The organism is Butyricimonas muris (genome assembly GCF_046365375.1).
GTDB classification, from domain to species: Bacteria; Bacteroidota; Bacteroidia; order Bacteroidales; family Marinifilaceae; genus Butyricimonas; species Butyricimonas muris.
Genome location: NZ_JBKEIT010000009.1, coordinates 110777 through 133824, shown reverse-complemented (window position 1 = coordinate 133824; position 23048 = coordinate 110777). Strand labels below are relative to the sequence as shown.

17 protein-coding genes are annotated in these 23048 nt (G+C 45.8%); 12 read left to right on the top strand and 5 right to left on the bottom strand.

The features are described from left to right. Nucleotides 1-76: 76 nt before the first annotated feature. Nucleotides 77-985 (top strand): diacylglycerol/lipid kinase family protein, encoded by a 909-nt coding sequence (locus tag ACK8P8_RS15250; protein WP_186977813.1) that lies wholly within the window; start codon nucleotides 77-79, stop codon nucleotides 983-985. Between the two features lie 30 nt (nucleotides 986-1015). Here ACK8P8_RS15250 and ACK8P8_RS15245 read toward each other — a convergent pair whose 3' ends face one another. Together ACK8P8_RS15245 and ACK8P8_RS15240 are read right to left on the bottom strand one after the other, a co-directional pair. Beyond that, on the bottom strand, nucleotides 1016-1492 hold the full coding sequence (locus ACK8P8_RS15245; RefSeq protein ID WP_186977812.1) for an Lrp/AsnC family transcriptional regulator: 477 nt from the start codon (nucleotides 1490-1492) through the stop codon (nucleotides 1016-1018). 11 nt (nucleotides 1493-1503) lie between these two features. After that, entirely contained in the window at nucleotides 1504-2127 is a 624-nt protein-coding gene (locus tag ACK8P8_RS15240; RefSeq protein ID WP_099290145.1) for a hypothetical protein, read from the bottom strand. A gap of 134 nt (nucleotides 2128-2261) precedes the next feature. Between ACK8P8_RS15240 and ACK8P8_RS15235 the strand changes: the two genes are divergently transcribed. Next, entirely contained in the window at nucleotides 2262-3848 is a 1587-nt protein-coding gene (locus ACK8P8_RS15235) for an alkaline phosphatase family protein (protein WP_186977811.1), read from the top strand. A 97-nt stretch (nucleotides 3849-3945) separates the two neighbouring features. Here the strand turns inward: ACK8P8_RS15235 and gldE are convergent, their stop codons facing one another. Both gldE and ACK8P8_RS15225 read right to left on the bottom strand, forming a co-directional pair. After that, nucleotides 3946-5241, bottom strand: coding sequence for a gliding motility-associated protein GldE (gene gldE, locus ACK8P8_RS15230; RefSeq protein ID WP_186977810.1), 1296 nt, complete (start codon nucleotides 5239-5241; stop codon nucleotides 3946-3948). A gap of 50 nt (nucleotides 5242-5291) precedes the next feature. Next, nucleotides 5292-5708 (bottom strand): single-stranded DNA-binding protein, encoded by a 417-nt coding sequence (locus ACK8P8_RS15225; RefSeq protein ID WP_186977809.1) that lies wholly within the window; start codon nucleotides 5706-5708, stop codon nucleotides 5292-5294. A gap of 867 nt (nucleotides 5709-6575) precedes the next feature. On the opposite strand from ACK8P8_RS15225, the gene ACK8P8_RS15220 reads away from it, so the two are divergent. Genes ACK8P8_RS15220 through ACK8P8_RS15190 form a run of 7 tightly spaced genes read left to right on the top strand, consistent with a single transcriptional unit; the run spans nucleotide 6576 to nucleotide 17749 of the window. Beyond that, nucleotides 6576-7157, top strand: a complete 582-nt coding sequence (locus ACK8P8_RS15220) for a DUF3575 domain-containing protein (RefSeq protein ID WP_186977808.1) — start codon at nucleotides 6576-6578, stop codon at nucleotides 7155-7157. A gap of 12 nt (nucleotides 7158-7169) precedes the next feature. Beyond that, nucleotides 7170-8603: a DUF3868 domain-containing protein gene (locus tag ACK8P8_RS15215; RefSeq protein ID WP_186977807.1), complete on the top strand. Its 1434-nt coding sequence runs from the start codon at nucleotides 7170-7172 to the stop codon at nucleotides 8601-8603. Between the two features lie 43 nt (nucleotides 8604-8646). Then, complete coding sequence (locus tag ACK8P8_RS15210) at nucleotides 8647-10797, top strand: Mfa1 family fimbria major subunit (RefSeq protein ID WP_186977805.1); 2151 nt, start codon at nucleotides 8647-8649, stop codon at nucleotides 10795-10797. 10 nt (nucleotides 10798-10807) lie between these two features. Beyond that, nucleotides 10808-11854, top strand: a complete 1047-nt coding sequence (locus tag ACK8P8_RS15205; protein ID WP_186977803.1) for a FimB/Mfa2 family fimbrial subunit — start codon at nucleotides 10808-10810, stop codon at nucleotides 11852-11854. A 44-nt stretch (nucleotides 11855-11898) separates the two neighbouring features. After that, nucleotides 11899-13203: a hypothetical protein gene (locus ACK8P8_RS15200; protein ID WP_186977801.1), complete on the top strand. Its 1305-nt coding sequence runs from the start codon at nucleotides 11899-11901 to the stop codon at nucleotides 13201-13203. After that, the gene (locus ACK8P8_RS15195; protein WP_186977799.1) at nucleotides 13200-16271 is read left to right on the top strand and encodes a DUF4906 domain-containing protein; all 3072 of its coding nucleotides are present in this window, start codon (nucleotides 13200-13202) and stop codon (nucleotides 16269-16271) included. Before ACK8P8_RS15200 ends, ACK8P8_RS15195 begins: the two co-directional genes overlap by 4 nt. 8 nt (nucleotides 16272-16279) lie before the next feature. Beyond that, nucleotides 16280-17749 carry a helix-turn-helix domain-containing protein gene (locus tag ACK8P8_RS15190; protein ID WP_255469591.1) on the top strand — a complete coding sequence of 490 codons (1470 nt, stop codon included), beginning with the start codon at nucleotides 16280-16282 and terminating at the stop codon, nucleotides 17747-17749. 93 nt (nucleotides 17750-17842) lie between these two features. Here the strand turns inward: ACK8P8_RS15190 and ACK8P8_RS15185 are convergent, their stop codons facing one another. Continuing rightward, nucleotides 17843-18556, bottom strand: coding sequence for a hypothetical protein (locus ACK8P8_RS15185; RefSeq protein WP_186977797.1), 714 nt, complete (start codon nucleotides 18554-18556; stop codon nucleotides 17843-17845). A 245-nt stretch (nucleotides 18557-18801) separates the two neighbouring features. On the opposite strand from ACK8P8_RS15185, the gene ACK8P8_RS15180 reads away from it, so the two are divergent. The 3 genes from ACK8P8_RS15180 (at nucleotide 18802) to ACK8P8_RS15170 (ending at nucleotide 23023) form a co-directional block, all read left to right on the top strand. Beyond that, on the top strand, nucleotides 18802-19104 hold the full coding sequence (locus tag ACK8P8_RS15180) for an HU family DNA-binding protein (RefSeq protein ID WP_444860995.1): 303 nt from the start codon (nucleotides 18802-18804) through the stop codon (nucleotides 19102-19104). Nucleotides 19105-19293: 189 nt separating this feature from the next. Next, the gene (locus ACK8P8_RS15175; RefSeq protein ID WP_099290151.1) at nucleotides 19294-20841 is read left to right on the top strand and encodes an Rne/Rng family ribonuclease; all 1548 of its coding nucleotides are present in this window, start codon (nucleotides 19294-19296) and stop codon (nucleotides 20839-20841) included. 160 nt (nucleotides 20842-21001) lie between these two features. Further along, nucleotides 21002-23023: a protein-disulfide reductase DsbD family protein gene (locus tag ACK8P8_RS15170; RefSeq protein ID WP_099290152.1), complete on the top strand. Its 2022-nt coding sequence runs from the start codon at nucleotides 21002-21004 to the stop codon at nucleotides 23021-23023. Nucleotides 23024-23048: the final 25 nt, after the last annotated feature.

The following is a 23048-nucleotide window of genomic DNA, read 5'->3' as shown; positions in this document are numbered from 1 at the left end:
TTTGGGTTTATGATTGCGTGCTAGTTGTTCGTGTCTTAAATCTTAAATCATAAATCTTAAATCATAAATTGAAAAGATGGATAAATATCGAATATTGTTTATCGTGAACCCGATTTCGGGATTTGGCTTGGGGTGGGAGATTCCATACCGTATCCGGCATATTGCCGCCTACAAGCATATCGAGTATAATATTCGATTCACGGAGTATGCCGGGCACGCGAAAGAGATCGTGGAGCAGGCGAAAAGTCAGAATTACACGCATATCGTGGCGGCAGGCGGTGACGGAACGGTGAACGAGATCGGTACGGCACTCATGGGGACGGGTATCGCTTTCGGGGTAATTTCCCTTGGAAGCGGTAACGGGTTTGCCCGCCACTTGGGTTTCTCCCAGATGATGACAAAAGCGCTGAAACAGATATTGAAGAGCGAAACGACGAATATAGACGTGGTAGAGATTAACGGGCTCTATTCTCTGAACGTGAGCGGCTTCGGGTTTGATGCCGAGGTGGCTCATTTCTTCAGTACCATGAAAATAAGGGGAATATTCTCGTATATTTATTCAATCGTGCGGATGTGGTTCCGCTATCCCGGTAAACGTTATCGTTTTCACGTGAACGGCAAGACGTGGGAGGAGGAGTGCTTCGTGTTGAGCGTGGCGAATAGTTCGCAGTACGGCAATAACGCTTCTATCGCCCCGAAGGCTTCCTTGCGTGACGGGTTGGTGGATATATGTATATTGAAGCGTCCCAAGTATTACCAGATTCCCCGTTTCCTGTACTGTTTCATGAATTCAAAGATTGCCCGCTTGCCTTATTTCAGCGAGATTCAATGCACGGAGGCGTTTATCGAAGGGGATTTGGCAAAAGCCCATATTGACGGTGATCCTTACACGTTGGTACCACCCGTTACCGTGAAAGTCCACCCGGGAGTGTTGAAAGTAATCGCCCCGAAATTGTCCCATAAAAAGGATGGCGGAAAGGTTTGATTGAGTTGCCTGCAACTCGCCGCAGGCGAACTATTGTTCGCTCGCGGTTAACATGATTTGCCGGTCGATCAATTCATCCAATGAAATGAAAGTTTCCGTTTTGGCTATGCCCGGGATGTTTTGAAGTGTGTTGATTAAAATATCCATCAGGTGCTGGTGGTCATTGCATCTTAATTTCAACAGGAAGGTGAATCCTCCCGTGATGAAGTGGCATTCCATGACTTCCGGGATACTTTCTATTTCTTTCACGACGGTTTTGTACGTGTGGGCGTGATCGAGGACTACCCCGATGAAAGCGCACACGCCAAACCCGAGGGCATCGGGTTTCACTATAAAACGTGAGCCTTCAATAATCCCCGCGTCTTCCATTTTTTTCACCCGCTGGTGTATCGCTGCCCCGGATATACCGCACTCCCGCGCTATCTCGAGGAAAGGGACTCTTGCATTCTTCACCAAGTGGGACAAGATTTTCCGATCTATATCGTCTATTTGATATTTTACGCTCATGTTTTTTTATTTTACCTGTTAAAACTCAACACGCTGTACAGCTGTTTCCTTTGCTTGTAATATTGCCACCCCTCCTCGTTCGTGATCGTGCGAATCACGCCATCGATCAGGTTATTGAAAATCGTTCCGAAGTCAAATACTTCCGGGGGATATATCTCCCGGTTGTGAATGTCGTTGAGTTTGGCGATATACATGCGAGCGACCATTTCGCTGGATACATCATCTTTGTACATTCCCTGTTGCATCCCCTTCTCTATATTTATTTTTATCTTCTCGTAAATAAAATCGGAACGCCGTTGTTTATGGCTTTCAAAAATACCCGGGAATGTTTCGGCCAACTTGAACGAAACGGATGGCGACACGTTAAAGAAACGATCGTGAATTTCATTTCCTACCAGTAATAAAATATCTATCGCGTTCCAACCGTCAAAATCGTATTCTTCAAATATCTTCTCGAACGCTACGCGTTCCTGTTCGAAAATGCTGTTAGCTATATCCTCCATTCCCGAGAAGTTCTCGTTGATCTCTTCCAGGGAAGTTCCCATTTCTTTTAGTTTATCGTCCGAGAGTTCCGTTCCGTGACGATAAACGTAATTCCTCAATTTGTCAGTTAATAGACACTTCTTCTCAGTCATAATGGATGTGGTTGTTTATAGTTTCTTGGCGTAAAGATACGAAACAATTAAGAATTGAAAGAATTTTAGGTTGTAAATTATCATATTCTGATTATTTTTGCACGAATACTGAGAATCTGAAACTTCTGAATGTTATGAGAATATTAGTCGTGAGAAAATTGATATTGCTCGGTTTAGCGTTTCTAGCCGTACAAAACGTGTTTGCCGAGGGAAATAAACCGAAATTGGTCGTGGGAATCGTGGTAAGTCATTTTTACCCGGAATGGTTGGATATGTACGGTGACAAGTTGTCCGAAAACGGGTTGAAACGATTGGTACAACAGGGCTTGCGGGTGAATGCCAATTACAATTACATGTACACGCAGACGGGGGTGGACCATGCTTCGATATACACGGGGATGCTTCCCGCGGAACACGGTATCGTGTCGAGAGCGTGGCATGATCGTTTGCGTCGGAAACGGCAATTTGCAACAAATTCAGATCGTTATACGGAAATCGGTGAGCAGCAAGCGGATAGTATCAAAAGTCTGGCACCGGATTATTTGCAGACGATGAGTCTGGGAAGCGCGATGAAGATGAATAATCCGATGTCCCGGGTGTACAGTGTGGCCATGAATGGCGATGAAGCCGTGTTGAGCGGCGGGTCTAGCGCGGATATGGCTATCTGGTTTAGCGAGAAGACCGGGAAGTGGGTATCGTCTACTTATTATCAACCGGTGTTACCCGATTGGTTAAGGGCTTACAACACGTGGGTGGAGAGCGATCATTTCGTGAACAAAGGATGGATGATGCTTTCCGATGAGGATAAATCGGCGGCACGTATCCGGTTGCGCAATCATTTCTATTACGATATAGCCCGGGCGAAAAGGGAATACAATACTTACCGGGTATTGAAGGCTACCCCTTACGGGAATACTCTTGTGCGAGTCTTGGCGGAAAAGTTGATTGACGCGGAACGTTTGGGGGAGGATAACGATCCTGATCTTCTGGCGGTGAATTTCTCCTGTCTGGATTACATGTATCGTGATTTTGCCATTGATTCGGAGGAAGAGAAAGATATGCTGATCCGTTTGGATATGGATGTTGCCGAACTGTTGAGAAAGTTGGATGCCAAGGTCGGGAAAGGGAACTACACGGTATTCATGACTTTCTCGGAAACGCGGGAATTGATGCCGGAGGATTTGCGGAAGATAAAAGTCAATTCCGATTATTTCAGTATTTTCCGGGCGGTGGCGTTACTGAAGTCTTATCTGGCATTAATATACGGTCCCGGTGATTGGATAGCCGATTACGATCAGGGACAAATTTACTTGAACCGGGGGCTGATAGAAGAACGAAAGCTGGAAGTGAAGGAGGTACAGGACAAGGTGGCCGATTTCATGATCGAGTTCGAGGGCGTGGCGAAAGTGATGACCGCTTATTCATTGATTCATACCTCTTTCCCCGATGGTATGAACCGGTTGGTGCAAAATTCTTTCTCGCACAAACGTAGCGGTGACGTGCTTTTCTGTATTCACCCGACGTGGGTTTCCGAGTTGAAGGAAATGGAGGATACTTATTTCCGTCACAGCAAACGTTCTATCGTGCCGCTATACCTGTACGGGGCGGGCGTGAAACCGGGGATAAAAGAGGATGCCATGATGTCCGATCTTTTACCCACGCTATGTAAAATATTGGGTATACGTACCCCGTACACGGCGCACGGGAAACCGATGCAGTGAAGGAAGTTTATAAAGTTTGTAAAGCTATAAGGTTCATAAAATTCTTAGTCCCCGCTAGTGCTTGGTTACCTTATGAACTTTATAAACTTTATGAACCTTATAAACTAGAATATTGTATCTTCTTGATGCGGCGGTTGTCAACCTCAAGGACTTTGAATTGATGTTCCTTGTAAGTGATTATTTCATTTTTTTGAGGTAATTCGCCTTTCAATTCAAGTATCAATCCGGCGAGCGTGTCCGCATCGCCTTCCACTTCCCGGAACGTGTCTTCATCAATATCCGTGATTTTGTAGAAGTCGTTCAAGAGGGTGGAAGCCTCGAACACGTAAGCCCCGTTTTTGTCCCGGGTATAGGCAATCTCTTGCTCGTCGTACTCGTCGTTGATATCGCCGACAATCTCTTCGATGATGTCTTCCATGGTGACAATACCGGAAGTACCGCCGTATTCATCCACGACGATAGCCAGATGGACTTTCTTTACTTGAAATTCTTCCAGCAAGTCGTTGATTTTTTTGGTTTCGGGCACGAAGTATGCCGGACGTATCAACGTCTGCCATTTGAACTCGTCGGTTTCATCCAAATGTTGCAATAAATCTTTGACGTAGAGGATACCGATGATATTATCCAGATTTTCCTCGTAAACAGGCATACGGGAGTAGCCGTGTTCCGATATGATTTCTTTCACTTGCCTGTACGTGGATTGCGAGTCGATGGCAATCACGTTGATGCGGGGACAGATGATATCTATCGCGTCAATATTGCCGAAACGGACAATTCCCTCGAGAATGTCCTTTTCCTCGTTGATTGAAGTATCTTGTGTTAACTCGAGAGCCTTGGAAAGCTGGTCAATAGAGATTCCGTCTTTTTTATCCATGCGTTTCCGGATAATCGAGGTCGAACCTATCAACAAGGTGGATAGGGGACGGAACACGTGGGACAGGAATGTCAGCGGGCCTGCCATGAAAATGACCATGTTGAGGTGCGAACGGTTGGCGTATAGTTTCGGGATGATTTCCCCGACCAGCAAAATCACAAAAGTGACCACGATGACTTGAATGACGAAACCAAGTACCGGGTATGCCGAGAAGTCAAATAAGGAATTGACCAGATAGGTGGAAATCACCACGATAGCCACGTTGACGAAATTGTTGGATATTAATATCGTTGCGAGCAGTCTGTCCGCTTTCTCGTGCAATTTGAGTGCTTTGTGGTAGCCCTTGTCTTCCAGATATTTTAATTGCGAGGGGGAGAGCGAAAAGAACGCCACTTCCGATCCGGAAACCAGCGCAGAGCACAATAATAAGAACAATAATAAGATGCAAAAAACTAAATCAATAAGGGTGAAGGCACCCGTGAAAACCTGTCCCGCGAGGGGAATATAATCTGCGTCCAAAATTAGAATAATTGGTTAAACTTAAATCGCCGAAAGAATAGGCGTAAAAATTAAAACGGTAGATCGTCACTATCGTCACTTCCCGCGCTCAAATCCGGTGCCGGTGGCATGGGGGTGTCTTGCGAACGGTCGTTGCCGTCTTGCTTGCGGGATAACATCTGGAAGTTGTCACCGTAGATTTCCGTCGTGTAACGCTTCACGCCGTTCTGGTCGTCCCATGAACGGGTTCTGATGCGTCCCTCCACGTACAGCATCATGCCTTTTTTCACGTATTGTTCCGCGGTTTGGGCAAGTCTACGCCAAAGAACGATATTGTGCCATTCGGTTTGCGTCACGCGTTCCCCGTTTTTGTTATTGTACACCTCCGATGTGGCAAGGCTGAAACGAGCCACGGCTACACCTCCGTCGAGGTATCTTACTTCGGGATCTCCCCCGACATTTCCGATTAGAATGACTTTGTTTACCATATATCAATAAGTATGGGTTAAAATTCGTCACAAATTACGGAATATTTTCGGAGAAACAAAAATATATTTTGTAAATTATCTCTTGTGTCTTGCTTACCCCTTTGTTAATGCTTGCATTACCGATGCTCGCCACCATGGACGTAGCATCTTCGAAGCATGGACGTAGCATGAACGTAAATCACCGTTGATGGTGTGTTTATGATTTAATTCTACTGTGTTTATGGAGGTGGGGAAAGGCTAAGTGTGGGTAGGGAAACGGTTCGGGTGAGGCTCGGGTAATACACGAGATTCAGTCCTGCGATATTCCATTGCCGGTAGGTCCGGTGCGTGTCACCTGCCCTTGGATAGTTTTTTGTGCTTAATAAGTTTCGGGAATAGGGGAAGATGTTGGCGATTTTCCGGTTTTATAATTTTATTTATTGATCGTTTATTGTGATATAAATATACAGTATTTTTATTTACCGCAAATCCTCCTCGTGCATTTTTTTATTTCTCAGAATTAAGCGATTACAATTTTATGGATAGAATACTTAAGATAATTTTCGTTCATATCAATAAACGATCGTTTATTGCGTTACAAAGATACAGCATTTTTATTTATCGCAAATCTTTCAAATAATAATTTTTGTTCCTCGCAACTAGATATTTAGTTTTTTTAGTAAATACTTACGAGTACTCCTTTTTGCCATGTTAATAAACGATCTTTTTTGGATATGAGATATGTTTATTGTAACAGTTTTGCCATGAGCGAGGAGAAGAAAATACTCCACTATATCGTTTACATGTGGCTACTTCTCGTGCGGGAAACAGGTGTGAGTCCCTTGTGAAGGGAATGATAAAACAAATGTATTGTAACAGATAATGGACATGAAACTTAAATTAATTATCACGGTGGTCCTGCTGGCGCTGTTCTCGGGCGTCAAGGCTCAGAAGGTGGCGGTTAAGACCAATCTGGTTTCGGATGTTATCTTCTCTCCCAACCTAGGTGTGGAGGTGGGGGTGGCACCGCGTTGGACTGTTGACGTCACGGGGCAATTCAATGCCTGGACATTGTCACATGACAGGAGATGGAGGCACTGGCTCTTGCAGCCCGAGGTGCGGTACTGGTTCTGCGACCGTTTCGCCGGTCATTTTCTTGGAGCTCACATGCACGGTGGGCAGTATAACATGGGAGGATTCAATGGGCGCCTTCATTTCTTGGGCACCGATGCGCGGAAGTTGCAGGGAGTTCGCTATCAAGGTTGGTTTGCCGGGTTGGGGGTAGCTTATGGTTATGCCTGGATACTGGGGCGGCATTGGAACCTGGAAGCAGAGTTTGGTTTCGGCTATTCCTACACTCGCTATGACAAGTTCCCGTGCGCCGTGTGCGGGGAGAAAATAGCGAGGGATAAGTCGCATCATTACGTGGGTCCCACTAAAGTGGCGATCAATTTAGTTTACTTGTTTTAAAGTGCGATAAAGATGAAAAGGATGATATTCATAGTGGCAACCCTGCTGGGGTTGGGATGTTTGCCGGGGGCTGTGGCGCAGGAGGTGAAAAATATCACGCCTGGTGTTTCCGTTAGCCGTTTCAAGATGGAACGGAACGGCAAATACCTCTCGGTGGAGATGGAGATGGACTTGACTGGACTCGAGGTGGAATCGAATCGTGCCGTGTTGCTCACGCCTCGTTTGGTCAACGGGACGGATTCGCTCGACCTGCCATCGGTGGGAATTTACGGGCGCAGGCGGTATTATTATTACGTGAGAAATGGCGTGAGCATGATTTCGGGTGAGAGTGAAATGGTGTTTCGGGCATCCGGGAAGCCGGATGGTATTGATTACAACCGCTCCGTCCTGTACGAGGAGTGGATGGACGGGGCGACGCTCAAGCTGCATCGTGGCGACTGGGGATGTTGCCATGAGATCGTGGCGGAATACGACGGTCCGCTGGGAAGGCACGACGAGGCCTTCTTCCCGGAACTGGTGTTCGTGCGCCCGGAAGCCGAAATGATGAAAAGCCGTTCGCTGTCGGGTTCGGCATTTATCGACTTCCCGGTAGACAAAACGGAGATTTACCCCGACTACCGTCGCAACACGGAGGAGTTGGGTAAGATCGAGGCAAGCATCGATTCGGTGCGGGGGGACAAGGATGTGACCATCGTGTCGGTGTGGCTCAAGGGGTACGCTTCGCCCGAAAGTCCGTACGCGCACAACCGGGACTTGGCGATAGGGCGTACCCGGTCGCTCAAGGAGCATATTCGGAAATTGTATGATTTTGCCGATGACATTATAATCACGGAACACGAGCCGGAGGATTGGGAAGGATTGCGGCGGTACGTGGAGAATTCCAATATCAATCATCGCGCGGAGATTCTAGGGATGATTGACAGTGACATGGAGCCGGATGCGAAGGAGGCAAAAATCAAACGCACCTACCCGGAAGAATATCGTTTCCTGTTGCAGTATTGTTACCCGGCATTGCGTCACACGGATTACCGCATTGATTACAATATACGCCGCTACAGCGATGTGGAAGAGATCAAACGTATATTGGCGGAACGACCACAGAACTTGAGCCTGAACGAGTTCTACCTCGTGGCGAGGATGTACGAACCGGGTTCGCCGGAGTTTACCGACGTGTTTGAAACGGCGGTGCGGATGTTCCCGGACGACGCGGTTGCCAACCTGAACGCCGCGAATGCCGCCATGCGCCACGGTGACCACGAGGCAGCCCACCGTTATCTCGAGAAGGCGGGCGATTCGGCGGAAGCCGTCTACGCGAGGGGTGCTCTCGCCATACGCGAGAAGGATTACAAGAGAGCGGTGACATTCCTGGAAAAAGCCCGGGAAATGGGACTCGAGAAGGCTGCCGCTACCTTGAAAGAATTGAAGGAAAGAAGATTCACTGAATAATTAAATACGAAGAATAATCAAATAAATTTTAAATAACCATATTATGAAAAAAAGAAAATTATTTCAGTTTTTTGCAACTGCACTTGCTTTGGCGTTTGTTGGTTGCAGTCATGATGCCCTGACAGGCGACGACCCAGAGGGGGATCAGAATGGCCCAAAAGACGCCGTTTACATGAACGTGACGGTGCAATTGCCCGTGGCAGGAGGAATGGGGGGGAGAAGTATTACCAATACTGGTACTAATGGTGACTATGGGACGAGTACAAGCGGTACTGAAATCGGTAAGGATCATGAAAATGTCGTGAATACCGTTCTGCTGGTACTGGCTGAAAAAGGGACGAATAAATTCATCGCTTGCGGTACACAAAACGGATTTGCTACTCCGAGTGACGGCAAAATCAAGACGGTTCAATCTATTGAAAAATCGAAATTGTCACAGTATTATACTAATACTGATAATGGTGATGGAAATGGTACATTAAAGTCCGGCAAAGAGAAAATTAACGTGTACGTGTTCTGTAATCCCACACTACGGTTACAGACTAAACTTAAGGGCTTGAGCAGTGGTGCAGAGTGGATTGATGAAACGGGAAAAGTTATAGAGAGTGACAAAGGTGTATTTCCTACTACGACTGAACAAGATGGGGGTGCTGTTTGGGGTGGTTCAGACCACAAGCAAGGCTTTTTGATGGCTACCGCCAAATCGAATGATATCGAAAAGGAAATACCCAAAACGTTGTCCGGATGGGATAACCATAATACGGCAGAAAAAGCATTCGATCTAACCGGACCTAATTATCTGGGAAGTAGCTCCGAGATTGATAATGGTAAAACAAATAATATTGAGGTAGGATCCATCGATGTGGAACGTGCCGTGGCTCGTTTCGATTTCAAAGACGGAAGTCCTTTAGCCTCAACATCGCCCTGTACCTATGATGTGGTGACATATAAAGATAATAATGAGGATAAAACTCTTATTCAAATAGAATTAACGAAAATGGCTTTGGTAAATATGAGTAAGGAGTTCTATTATCTTCGTCGCGTGTCAAATGACGGTTCGGATAAAGTACCCGGTTTCCCTGAAACTAATACTAATAACTTCGCTTATTGCGGAGTTGAAACGCTTTCCAATTACGTGGTAGATACTGATCCGACCTTTAAAACTGGAACTTTGGAAAAGAAAGGAAAAGTATATGCTAGCCATTTCAATTTCTGTTTGGGTGATACTACACTTACTAATATGTGGACTATTAATGAGAATGCACGCGGGCAATGGTACACATCAGAAATTTCAGATGTGCTTGACGGTTTAGATGATACCGATGACGGTTGGAATGCTACTGATAAAATAGGCTATAAAATCTGGCGTTATGTAACAGAGAATACCATTCCGACTGATGTTGCCAATCAAAAACATGGTATCTCTACGGGTATTGTGTTTAAAGGTAAAATGGTTGTCCCGGATGCATTAAGAGGTTCCGAAAAATATGGGGAATTGTATAACACTATAAATAATGCAGGCGATGTACTTACTGGGAATCCTAATGAAGACCCGATTTTATACGCTCATAGTGGTAATTTGTATCTAACTTGGAAAGAAGTACGTGCTGTTGCCATCGATAATAAAGAGTCATATCCGGCGTTCTATAATGCTGTATTCGGCACGGTTAGTGAGGAGGAGGATAAGCAGCCGAAAGCGGCAGCCGAAGGCGCAGCACCTGTTTATAGTACTGACGTGAATAGTCCCGATTTCTGGTGGGCAAAATGGCAGGATGCTGAGAATGTAGATGATTCTGGGCTTTCAGAGGAAGATAAAGATAAAGACGCTCGTGAGGAATTCAAAAGAATTGCAACTAGCGAGGGTGTTGAGTTTACTATTTACCAGTCTAGCAAGGAAGTGGATGCAAAGGGGCAGGTAATAGCTAAGGGGTACTATTGTTATTACTACTATTGGAATCGTCATAACGATAACAATAATGCAACCACCATGGGGGCCATGGAATTTGGTGTAGTACGCAATAACGTGTATAAATTGGCTGTTACTGATATTAGTCGGCTGGGGCATCCTCGCATCTCGGAGAATGATCCTGACCCGGAAGATCCTGATAAACCGGACGAAGAAGGTAAGATCTATTTTAAACTCTCTATCGAGGTGTTGCCTTGGGTAGTTCGCGTGAATAATATTGAATTCTAAGAGGATACCCATGCGAAGTAGCAAACGAAATATTATATCAAGACTCGTGGGTGCGGCATTAAGTGTCGCATCCATGGGGCTTGCTTTTTCGTCGTGCAAACTCATCAATGAAGACCTTGACCCGTGCCCGCACGGTGTATCGTTACGCTTCGTCTACGAGTACAACATGGAGTATGCCAATGCATTTCACAAGCAGGTGGACTGTCTGACACTCTATATCTATGACGAGGACGACAACCTCGTGGACACGCGGGTGGTGACCGGGGCGGAACTACAGGACGAGAATTACCGGATGGTGCTGGAGCTCGAGGAGGGAAATTATCATTTCGCGGCATACGGGGGAATGGCGTGCGAACAGAGTTCTTTCTCGCCGGTGGAGACTCCCGTGGTGGGCAGCAAGCGGACTGACCTGAAAGTCATGCTGGATGCCGACTGCCTCACCGTGCCTGAGCGGCGCGAGCTGCACGATATGTTCTGGGGAGAACTTACCCTCGGGACCGCCGACCTTTACAACGAGGGAACGGTGGAGATGAGGAAGAACACCAACAGCATACGCGTCGTGCTGCAACAAGAGAACGGGGGAACGGTCAACGCTGACGACTTTGACTTCGAGATTATCGATGACAACATCCTGTTCGGGTATGACAACGATCTGATACACGATGCCGTTTTGTTCCCCGAGGGGGAAACCGTAACCTACATTCCCTGGGCGAAGGGACAGGCACAGACGGGAGTCGCTATCGTGGGGCCCGACGAGGTGGTGCCCCAACCCGTGGACGTGGCGTACGCTGAACTGAGTACCTCGCGGTTGATGATGAAGAACAACCCGCGCCTTCTGGTGAAAAACCACGAGACCGGGAAGACTGTGATAGATTTTCCGCTGAAGCGCTACCTGTTGTTGCTTCGCGGCGAGCGTTACAAGATGGGCGATCAGGAATACTTGGACCGCGAAAGCCGTTGGACGCTGTTTTTCTTCTTGAGGAGTAACGATATTTGGTTGAACACACGCATCGTGGTAAACGATTGGGTGGTACGTATCAATGACGTGGAATGGTGATGGACGGAAAAATGTGATACAAGAAAGAGAAAACTGTTTTTTTTATGAAACTGAAGCATCGACATATCATCAGCATAGTTTTCCTGCTTTGCAGCTTGCTGGGATTCACCTCGTGCAACAAGGATTCCTTTAAACTGTCTCGCGAAGAGGGAGAAGAAAAGGATAACAGCGTGTTCCTCACTTTCCACACTGACGTGGCAGGAGGTTTTTCCCGCGCGGGTGAGGGTGAAGAGGGCGCTGACGAGAAGATCAGGCAGTTGCTGGTCGTGATTGTGTCGAAAGAACCGGGGGATGACGGCAAGTGGGAGGTGGAACACAACCGCTTGGTAAAAGGAGCTTCAACCGGAATTCCGTTGACAGACGGGCACACCTTCAAGGTGGAAGCCGGTCGCCAGAAGAGAATTTACCTGATTGCCAACCACGGGAACTTGAAGGATACGGGTGGAAAGCCGTTTGATTTCACTAACCAGGCATTTCTCCCGAATGAATCCGGCAAAGCGCCGGTGGAGGCGTATGTCTTCAAACCCGCTTACAAGCCCGGCGATGACGGCATACCCATGACCGCTGTGTATGATATCACGGTACCGGATAAGGAAAATATCACAAACGATGAATACGTATTAGGATACACGCTGTACGTGGTGCGGGCTGCCACCAAATTCTCGTTCAATTTTGAAAACCGTTCGCGGAGAAAGATTTCCGTGACCGGCATTGAGGTCGAGAACCTGATAACCGACCAAATGTACCTGATGCCTCACGTGAACAAGAATGCCGGGGGGCACTGTTGGGTGGTCGATAGTACAAGCGTGGACAATTATAAAGAATTGCCCTTCGACGAAGGGGCATCCAACGCCACGGACAAGAATTGGATAGATTGGATGGTAATAGAAACGGGAAAAACGGAAACGGACCACTACGAGTGGTTGACGGACTATGAGGTGCCGATGGGAACGACGCATGTTTCTCACGGGTTGCTTTCCTCCCCGCTGGTGCTACCGGCAAAGACGGACGAAACACTTCCCGAGGTAGCTTCCGCCGCTATTTATTTGCCGGAGAGCAAGAGCGTGAAAAGCGGAGATAACGCTTTGAAGCTACAGGAATACAAAGTGACCATTCGCACGGAAGAAGAATTATTGGATGGAAACAAAACGACAGCAGTTTATACTTCCACATTGCCACGCCTCGGTTCGCTCTTCCGTAACACGCACGTGAAGGTAAATATCGTGTTTAACGCCCTCGAGTGGCAAGTAGATGTGGAACCGTACTGGGGTGTAGTACTGGATCCGAAATTCGGGTTGGACGACCCTAAAGAAAAAACGAACGAATTCGAGAAATCGCAACAGATATGAAATGTAAGATAACCATATATACCCTCTTGTGCCTGCTGTTTATCGGCACGTTTTCTTGCAAGGACGATTTGTATATTGATGATGAAAGAGTAGGCGAAGGAGAATGCGTGATTAGTGGAACAGTGAAGTTTAAACCTCTTACCCCCACTCTGAATGGGAACTCGCGTTCTGCGGGGGATGCCATAAAGGCAATCAAGAGCCTGTGCGTGTTGCTATATAATGAAGATGGAAATTTGGTAAATAAATATCCGGTTGAGAATTATACTATTACAAATATTAAGAGAAAAGACGAGAATAGAACGGAATCAATCGGAGGGGAAGACAAGACGTTGCCATTGGCAGAATCCGAAACACCGTGTGCCACCTTCCGTTTGACTGTACCTTACGGGAAGTATTATATCTACGCGGTAGCCAACATGGGGGACTTATCCGGATATAATGACGTTATTAAAACGATAGCGGGATTAAAAAATATTTCTTTAATATGGAACAAAGATGATATAGGTGCCAATAACCAGATGTTCGGTCATTTCTTCTCGGATGCCCAAAGTAACGAAGCGCCTGTATTGACTATTAACAAGCAGAGCGAGAAACTACAGGCGTGGGTACGCCGTGCCGCTTCCAAAGTGACCGTGGCATTTGACGGTTCAAGCCTGAAAGAGGGTGTTTCGATTTATCTCAAAGAGTTACGTATAAAAAATATACCTAAGTCATGTAGTCTCGGTAACGATAACACCGCCAAGAGTGACGAGAATCTTATTCCAACAGGAGAAGAGGTAGTGTACAGCGAATCTGCGAGTTATGATGCGAGCTATCCCGCGCTCATCACAAAAGACACGCCTTGCTACCCGAGAGTACAGGAAACGGGTGAAAACGGAACAATGTCATGGGTGATGGATCCTAACGCTCACTCTGAGAATAACCCTAGTTCACTTTTCTTCTACGAGAATATGCAGGGAACCGGACCTAATAAACAACAGATTGACAACAACAACGATGGTATTCTTGATACCTTGTATCAATACAGGCAAAAACCATACGCCACCTATATTGAGGTGGATGCCTATTACGAGTCTACAAATCCAGAGCGACCGGGAATGTGTAACATTACCTATCGCTTCATGCTTGGACAAAACGTTGTGCAGGATTATAACGCCAAGCGCAACTGCCATTATAAACTGACGCTGCATTTCAACGGATTCGCCGATGAGCCTGACTGGCGCATTGACTATGTGACCCGTCTTTGGGTAACTCATCCTGAAACAGTTGATTACCGAGGCAAATATTTTGTGCCAACCTACAACAATACCATGCCAAATTATGGAAACACTTTCATGGGAGACAATTTCATTACAGTAACGAGTTTTATGTACCAGGCGGATAGTTGGGAGAATCATGATCCGGTGGAATATAAAATCGAGTACAAGGATGCCGGTAGCGATGAATTTACCGAAACATGTCCGGATTGGCTTGGCGGTTTCACCACTACACATGAAGGGAATGGTGTGTATAAATTGAAGATTAAGTATAATAACCCTTATACGTCTGTGAAGCTGGATTCGATGCTTTCGGTGAACGCTAACAAAGGCGGTGACCTATCGATGAAAGACGGTAAGAGAAATACTGCCAATTGCTATATTGTGGATGCAAAAGGAACATACGAATTTCCCCTAGTATATGGTAATGCCATTACTAATGATGTTGTAAATTCCGATGCCTACACCTTTAAAGGGACAGAGCTGCCTGGATATTCTGCACATTATCTTAAAAAATTTAAGAATTATAAGGGTGACGAGATTAGAAGTCCCTATATTTTGGAAGATACCGGCGAAACTAACGTTTCGGCATCGCTGGTATGGCAGGATGAGTTAAATCTGATTACAGACGTAAGATATGAACCAGGTGCATGTAGTGGAATAGGAGGTGTCCGATTCTCAATTGGAAACATCAAGGAAGGCAATGCTGTGATAGCACTTAAAGATTCGAAAAATACAATCATGTGGAGCTGGCATATTTGGGTCACGGCGATTGATTTTTCTGAAAAAAATGTAGTGCTCAGCCGTCCATACCGAGAGTTTGACCAATGGACTAAACCGCAGGAGCAGGAGTTTGAAATAATGCCTGTTAATCTCGGATGGTGTTCCGGAGGCAAGCCTATCCGGTATTATGACAGGCACGAGTGTGAGGTAAGGTTTACACAGCTTATTAGCCAAGCAGGACAAGAAGGTCTATCGATGACCGTGAAAATCATCCAAGAGCCTCACGTAGCTATCCCTTGTGGAAATAATCCTTATTTCCAATGGGGGCGTAAAGACCCATTCATCGCCGGTGGCAATGCAGATAAGACAACCAAGACATGGTATGACGCCGGTGGCAATATGAAAAATTCTGCTCCGTCATTAATGTATGCAAGCGATAGTGATAGAAAGGAATCGTATAAGGTGACAGCTGACCTTATCAAAAACCCAGACAAATGGCAGAATTGTCCTCGTATAAACAACAATAGTACTACTCAGCCTTATAGACCTCAAGATAATATTTATTTTAATCTTTGGGACAATAGTAATTGGGATGGAGACGATAAGGTTATTAAGACAATCTATGACCCTTGTCCGGCAGGATATAATGTAAGTTCTCTCTATGAATTCACCGGCTTTACAGAGGACGGCAAGGGCATAACAGGTAGTTTTAGTACGAATTCCTATGCCGTTATTGAGGAGAATATGATGAAGGAGCCGGACTATAAAGATGGAATAATAGAATTCTATACTAATAAAACAAAATTGATTTCTTTAGGATTCCCTTTGAATGGATATAGAGATTGGGATGATAATGCCTTATTACACACTTATGGTGTTAATGGTCAGATATGGCATTCGCAAGCCTCTCCTTATGATGTACCTGTAAATAGTGCTGATGCTGGATTCCGGTATAATGTCAAACATTTTGAATTCTCGCAAGGCGGTACTACTGTAGATGGTAGTACCTATTCTCCCCATATTTGGCCGTGTAATAATTACTATGCTACAGACGGTTTTCCCGTGCGCCCAACTAAAACACAGCCATAGGAGTATCCATGACAGAGAACGAATGTAACCGGATGAGAGGGTGCAAGCCGGAGACAAAAGCAAAATATCGTCCGGCTTTGGAATTGTATGTCGCCACAGACCTCTCCTGTGTCGAAATATGTCGGCGGTGTGGGGTTTCTCACACCGGATTTTCTCGCTATATCGCTAGTTACCATCGCCAATTGATGCTGAAACGCAATGGTGTCGAGTGCGGTCCGGAGATAGCTCAAGTCCGGTTGCGGAAGAAGAGCGGGCAAACCGCTGCTGCCCACGCCAAATACAAGGATGCTATTCGGGCGTGCGATGATGCGGCGTATATCGAGTTCAACGTGTCGCAGATAGCTCGCTTGTTTGAACTGAACCCTTCCGCCCTCGGTAACCAGTTACGGAACCACTATCCTGAAATACTGGAACGACGCGAAAAGGAACGGCATCGTTTAGGGGTGAACGACAACTTGCATCGGGGTGTGAAATCGTGGTGCAAGGAGCAATATGCCGAAGCCGTGGAGCACCTGCGAATCACGGAGGATACCATCAGGCAGACCGCTGACTTGTACGGACTCTCGTCCTCGGGACTACGGGAACATTTGCTGTATTATTATAAGGACTTGATTCGGGCACGGGCGAACAAACGCGAGCGTGCAAAAACGAACAAGATCCGGGGAGAGTTGACAGGGAACGGCAGGAAGCACGAGCCCATGCCCGAGAGCGAGAAAAAGTACCGTGAGGCGATACGGCTGTACCGGACTACCGCCATGACGCAGGAGGAGATTTGCGCGGCAACAGGAGTCACGGTCATGGGATTGCGCCATCATTTGCGGTTGTGGAACAAGGAGTTGATGGAGGAACGTCACGATGTTGACGGGCGTGGAGAGGGAACCCGTCCTACCGGGACAAAATGTTACTTGAAATCAACAGCCGCAAAGTACGCCGGGGCAATCGAACGGTTGAAGGCAACCGGGAGCCCCATGGCGGAAGTGGCGAAAGAGTTCGGGTTGAATCCCGATGTATTCAGGAAGTATCTGCACGAGCACGAACCGGAGCTTGCCGCAACTCTTGGCAGGACGAAGTTATCGAACGGCAGGTCGGTCTTGGCACGTAGTGCGGAGAAATATGACGAGGCGGTGCGCCTGTATGAAACGACAACCGAAACGCTAAAGTCTATTGCCCGGCGGCTGGGACTGCAATACAAGAGCGTGGGAGGTTTTGTACGCCGTAATCATCCCGAGGCGATAGCGGCTCACGATCGTTTGCTCGAACAGGAAAAGAAATTACAGGAACAAAAAGAGAGCCAGAGCTGCGAAAAGGAACAGACGGAAACAACTGTTTCGGTGCAAGAAGAGGAAACCAAGGAGAAAGAACACATCCTGCAGGTACTGAAACAAACCGGCGGTCACAAAAGAAATGCGGCGAAATTATTGGGTATCAGTAAATCCACTCTATATAATAAACTGAGAAAGTTTAATCTTTCCGAATAATAAGGGGGAGGGTGTAAAAACACACCCTCTCGTCCATCAGGTCTGAAAGTCCGTAATGTCGAACCTTCGGCTCCTAAAGTCTATAAAGTCAAATTATTTTTCCAGATTCAACCCTATTTCCAGTTTCGTGGTTTTTTGCAAAACGGAGGGGATGCCTTGAAGCAATCCTTTGATCATTCCGCCCATGTTTCCCATCGTGGCGGGATCAACGTTATCGAGTCCGGCGAGAATGAGGGGGAATATTTTTTCAATGAAAGGTTTGTCGATAAATAATTTCGCCGTGTTGCCTTCCAGCTTGTAGTTTACCGGGATGCCGTTCTTTACCATTTCAACGGCTTCGTTCAGCGTGGCGTTGTTTCTCAAGCTGTCTGCCGGCAAGGAAGCCAGAAGATTGTCAACATTCGGGAAAAAGAGGATTTGATCGTCTTTTACCTTGTATGTAACCATTCCCGGTTTGGATTTTTCCCATTGGGGTTCTGTTCCCTCTTGGTTTGGAACCGCATAGGTCACAACAACATTACCGTCTTTCTGGAACGTGATGTCTTTTAATTGTTGAGCCAGCTTGCTGCTTCCCATGGGAACGACCATCGTGGGGATGCCTGTAACTTTGAAGAAGCCCAGCACGGCATCGTTGGATGCTTCCCATGTCATGAATAGAGGTCCGGACACGAACTTCGGTTTCCCTCCCGGGACTTCTTCCGTTTTGATTTGACTAAGTTTCCATGTTCTGACAATCCCGTCGTTGCAGGAAGAGAATAAATGTAATGCACAAAGCATCATGAACACGCATACAATAGATTTTCTCATACTTCTTTTAATTAAATTGTAAATTATACTATAAAAACGACGAGTTAGCTGTTATCGGGTACAAATATAGGAAAAAAGATGAGAAAATTGTTTTATTACGGGTACGATTATAGGGTTTATCCTTTGCTTGAATAACATAGACATCAAAAAATATTGACAAAAATGGCGAAGTTTGTTTCATTGTTTGTGGAAAAGATATATATTTGCAGACTGAAATCTAGGATAAATGAAATATATTATTGAATATTAAATACTTAAAGAAAATGACAAAGGCGGACATTGTGAATGAAATTTCCAGAACCACTGGTATTGAAAAAGTTGCAGTACAAACGACTGTTGAAGCTTTCATGGAAGCGATTAAAGGTTCTGTAATTGATGGAAAGAATGTGTATTTAAGAGGTTTTGGTAGCTTCGTCGTGAAGCAGAGAGCAGAGAAAACCGCTCGTAACATTTCCAAAAATGTAACAATCAAGATCCCGGCTCACAATATACCTTCGTTCAAGCCTTCGAAGAGTTTCGTGAATCAGGTTAAAGATCAAGTAAAATAAAGAAAGGAGTGAAATTATGCCAAGCGGAAAAAAGAGAAAAAGACATAAGATGGCCACTCACAAACGGAAGAAGAGACTTAGAAAGAATAGACATAAGAAGAAATAGTCATCGTTTGTGAGTAGAAAATATAAACCTAAGGGCTACAGTGCCTTTAGGTTTATTTTGATTAATAGATTAATTATCGGGTAGTGAATACTGAGTTAGTCATAGATGTAAAAGCGGAAGAAATTGTGATCGCTTTGTTAAAAGACAAGCGATTGGTAGAGTTGACGACGGAGAAGACTAGCGTAAAGTTTGCAGTAGGGGATATCTACTACGGGAAAGTCAAGAAGATTATGCCCGGGTTGAATGCTGCTTTCGTTAATGTGGGCTACGAGAAAGATGCCTTTTTACATTACCTTGATCTCAGTCCCCAGTTTTATTCTTTAGACAGTTATATCAAACAGTGTATCGCCCGGAAAGGGATGCCTGTCGCTAAATTGAAGCTGGAGCCGGAAATCAACAAGAATGGGAAAATCGGGGAAGTGCTTTCCGTGGGACAATACGTTGCCGTGCAGGTGGCGAAAGAACCTATATCTACGAAAGGACCGCGTTTGACGTCTGAGTTAAGTATCGCCGGTCGTCACCTTGTGTTGATGCCTTTTTCTGAAAAGGTATCGGTGTCACAAAAAATTAAGTCGGTCGAGGAACGGAAGCGTTTGAAACGACTGATTGAAAGTATACGCCCCAAGAATTACGGGGTGATCGTCAGAACTGTCGCCGAGGGGAAGAATGCGGAGTTGTTTGACAGTGAATTAACAGAGCTTGTGGAGCGTTTTGAAATGGCTTTCAAGCATATTCGGGATATCGAACCTCCCAAATTGATACTGGGGGAGATAGACCGGACCAGTGTCATTCTCCGGGATATTTTGAATCCCTCGTTCGAGAATATATATGTCAATGATTTAGCCGTGAGTAAAGAAATTAAACGCTATATCAGTACAATAGCCCCGGAGAAAGAAGATATCGTGAAATATATATCTACCGATGTGCCGATTTTCGACCATTTTGGGGTAGATAAACAGATCAAGTCTTCGCTGGGACGTACCGTTTCGTTCAAGAACGGTGCTTATCTTATTATCGAGCATACTGAGGCTTTCCACGTGATCGACGTGAACAGCGGGAACCGCGTGAAGCTGGGAGATGATCAGGAATCCAACGCGTTGGAAGTGAATTTGGCTGCTGCCGACGAGGTTGCCCGCCAATTGCAACTGCGTGACATGGGAGGGATTATCGTGATCGACTTTATAGATATGCAGAGTGCGGAGAACCGCCAAAAATTGTTCGAGAAAATGCGCTCGGCGATGGAACTCGACCGTGCTAAACACACCATACTTCCTTTAAGTAAATTCGGATTGATGCAGATCACCCGCCAGCGGGTGCGTCCGGAAATGACCGTGACGACGACGGAAACTTGCCCCGTTTGTCACGGGAGCGGGAAAGCGGATGCCGCTATTCTGGTGATCGACAAGATTGAAGACCAACTGGAATACCTCGTGGAAGAGAAGAAAATTAAATATCTGGTGTTGAAGGTACATCCGTTTATCGAGGCGTATCTTAAAAAAGGTTTCTGGTCACTACGCAGGAAGTGGGCTTTTAAGCATCGTATACATTTGAAAGTGGTCGGGGTGCCTTCTTTTTATATTTACGAGTATAAGTTTTTTAATCGTTTTAATAGAGAAATAGAATCAGAATAGGTAGTTTTACTTACAATTTTGTTTTCTCGTATTAAATCGATGTTAAAATAGTACCATGGATTTGCGCTACTGCAAATTAATGGTACTTTTGTGTCCGCTGTGTGATAATGCATACGATTTCGAGAAGCATGCAATTTGATGTTTTATTAAATAATTTTTTATGAAAAAAAGACTATTGACGTTGATCTTTACGTTGTTCATGGGTGCCTTCTCGGCTTTTGCCCAGATCTCCGACCCGACCAGTTGGACGTTCTCGCAGGAGAAAACCGGGGATAACGAGTACACTTTGACCTTTAAAGCAACAATCCAACCCGGGTGGACGGTTTATTCAATCAATACCCCGGAAGGAGGACCGATGCCAACATCAATCTCGATCGAGGAAGTTGGTAAAGGTGTAGAATTGGTTGGGGCTCCGGTAGAGAGTGAACCGCACAAAAAACACGATGATGTCTTTAAGGTAGATGTGCTGTATTTCGCGGACACGTATACCGTAAAGCAAAAGATCAAGGTTACCGATCCGGGAGTAACTGCCGTGACCGGTAGTGTTGAATTTCAGGCTTGCCAAGAGGGTGCTTGCGTGCCGGGTTCAAAAGATTTTACCATTAAGTTAGAGGACAAAGGTGGTGCTAAAGCTACTGTTGCTGAGGCTTCCGCGGAGAAGGATGCAGAGCAGGACGATAACCTGTGGATATTCTTCTGGGTAGCATTCGGTAGTGGTTTGCTTGCTGTCGTGATGCCTTGCGTGTTCCCGATGATCCCGATGACGGTATCATTCTTTATGCACGGGGATGCCAATAAGGCTAAGGCAAAAGCTAAAGCTATATTCTTCGCTTTATCCATCGTCGGTATTTACACGGCGTTGGGATTGATTATCTCTTTCCTGTTAGGACCGGGATTTATCAACTGGTTGAGTACGAACTGGCTGCCTAATATTTGCTTCTTTATCATATTCATGGTTTTTGCCGCTTCCTTCTTCGGGGCGTTCGAAATCGTGTTGCCGGCTTGGTTGGTGAACAAATCAGATAAACAAGCGGATAAGGGCGGATATGTAGGTGCTTTCTTCATGGCATTCACGCTGGTACTGGTATCATTCTCTTGTACCGCGCCGATCGTGGGAACCGTGTTGGTTGAGGCCGCTCGCGGATCCGTGTTACGTCCGATTATCGGTATGTTAGGATTCTCTATCGCCGTGGCTTTGCCTTTCGGGTTCTTCTCGTTCTTCCCCTCGAAATTGAGCAATCTTCCGAAGTCCGGAGGTTGGTTGAATGCCGTGAAAGTGGTATTAGGATTTATAGAGATCGCTTTAGGTCTTAAATTCTTGATGGTAGCCGACCAGACTTATCACTGGGGATTGCTAGACCGTGAGGTTTACATCGCTATTTGGGTAGCTGTATTCACTTTGCAGGCATTGTACTTGATGGGTAAAATCAAATTCGCTCACGATAGTGAATTGACTCATATAGGTGTTCCTCGTTTGGTGATGATTATTATCACGATGTCATTCGTGATCTATTTGATACCGGGTATGTTCGGTGCGCCGTTAAAAGCTCTTGCCGGATACTTCCCGCCACAAGAAACGATAGACTTCGATATTAACCGTATCGTTCGCGATAACGCCAAGGAGATCATGAAAAGTGGTGTCCGGGTGGGGAATCAATCTTCCAACGGTGTTTCCGATGAGCCGGTGAAATATTCCGACTTCTTGCACTTGCCTCATGGATTGGATGGATATTTCGATTACAATCAGGCTCTGAAAGCCGCACAGGCGCAAGATAAGCCCTTGTTTATCGATTTCACGGGTCACGGTTGCGTGAATTGCCGAGAGATGGAGCAGAGTGTATGGTCTGATCCTCGCGTGATGGAGATGTTGAAAAACGACTATGTTGTTGTGGCTCTCTACGTGGACGATAAGACCAAATTACCGGCAGAGGAAGTATATGTTTCCGACTATGACGGTAAGAAGAAAAACACGCTTGGAAAGAAAAACACTGATTTCCAGATCAAAATGTTTGAATCCAACGCTCAACCGAACTATATATTGCTAGATAGCCGTCATGGAAGTGACAAAGAGCTGAAACCACATGTATTGCAACCTGCCAGAGGTCATAACAAAGACCGGGATGCATTCGTGAAGTTTTTGCAAGACGGTTTGAAAGAGTATAAAGCTCGTGCCAACAAATAAGATTTGATTAATAATAAGAGAGAAG

Excerpts from the sequence above, each read along its gene's own strand:
- ACK8P8_RS15235 (WP_186977811.1), top strand. The coding sequence starts at position 2,262 with ATGAGAATATTAGTCGTGAGAAAATTGATATTGCTCGGTTTAGCGTTT.
- ACK8P8_RS15210 (WP_186977805.1), top strand. The coding sequence starts at position 8,647 with ATGAAAAAAAGAAAATTATTTCAGTTTTTTGCAACTGCACTTGCTTTG.
- ACK8P8_RS15195 (WP_186977799.1), top strand. The coding sequence starts at position 13,200 with ATGAAATGTAAGATAACCATATATACCCTCTTGTGCCTGCTGTTTATC.
- ACK8P8_RS15190 (WP_255469591.1), top strand. The coding sequence starts at position 16,280 with ATGACAGAGAACGAATGTAACCGGATGAGAGGGTGCAAGCCGGAGACA.
- ACK8P8_RS15205 (WP_186977803.1), top strand. The coding sequence starts at position 10,808 with ATGCGAAGTAGCAAACGAAATATTATATCAAGACTCGTGGGTGCGGCA.
- ACK8P8_RS15240 (WP_099290145.1), bottom strand. The coding sequence starts at position 2,127 with ATGACTGAGAAGAAGTGTCTATTAACTGACAAATTGAGGAATTACGTT.
- ACK8P8_RS15250 (WP_186977813.1), top strand. The coding sequence starts at position 77 with ATGGATAAATATCGAATATTGTTTATCGTGAACCCGATTTCGGGATTT.
- ACK8P8_RS15200 (WP_186977801.1), top strand. The coding sequence starts at position 11,899 with ATGAAACTGAAGCATCGACATATCATCAGCATAGTTTTCCTGCTTTGC.
- ACK8P8_RS15245 (WP_186977812.1), bottom strand. The coding sequence starts at position 1,492 with ATGAGCGTAAAATATCAAATAGACGATATAGATCGGAAAATCTTGTCC.
- ACK8P8_RS15220 (WP_186977808.1), top strand. The coding sequence starts at position 6,576 with ATGAAACTTAAATTAATTATCACGGTGGTCCTGCTGGCGCTGTTCTCG.
- ACK8P8_RS15170 (WP_099290152.1), top strand. The coding sequence starts at position 21,002 with ATGAAAAAAAGACTATTGACGTTGATCTTTACGTTGTTCATGGGTGCC.
- ACK8P8_RS15185 (WP_186977797.1), bottom strand. The coding sequence starts at position 18,556 with ATGAGAAAATCTATTGTATGCGTGTTCATGATGCTTTGTGCATTACAT.
- ACK8P8_RS15225 (WP_186977809.1), bottom strand. The coding sequence starts at position 5,708 with ATGGTAAACAAAGTCATTCTAATCGGAAATGTCGGGGGAGATCCCGAA.
- ACK8P8_RS15215 (WP_186977807.1), top strand. The coding sequence starts at position 7,170 with ATGAAAAGGATGATATTCATAGTGGCAACCCTGCTGGGGTTGGGATGT.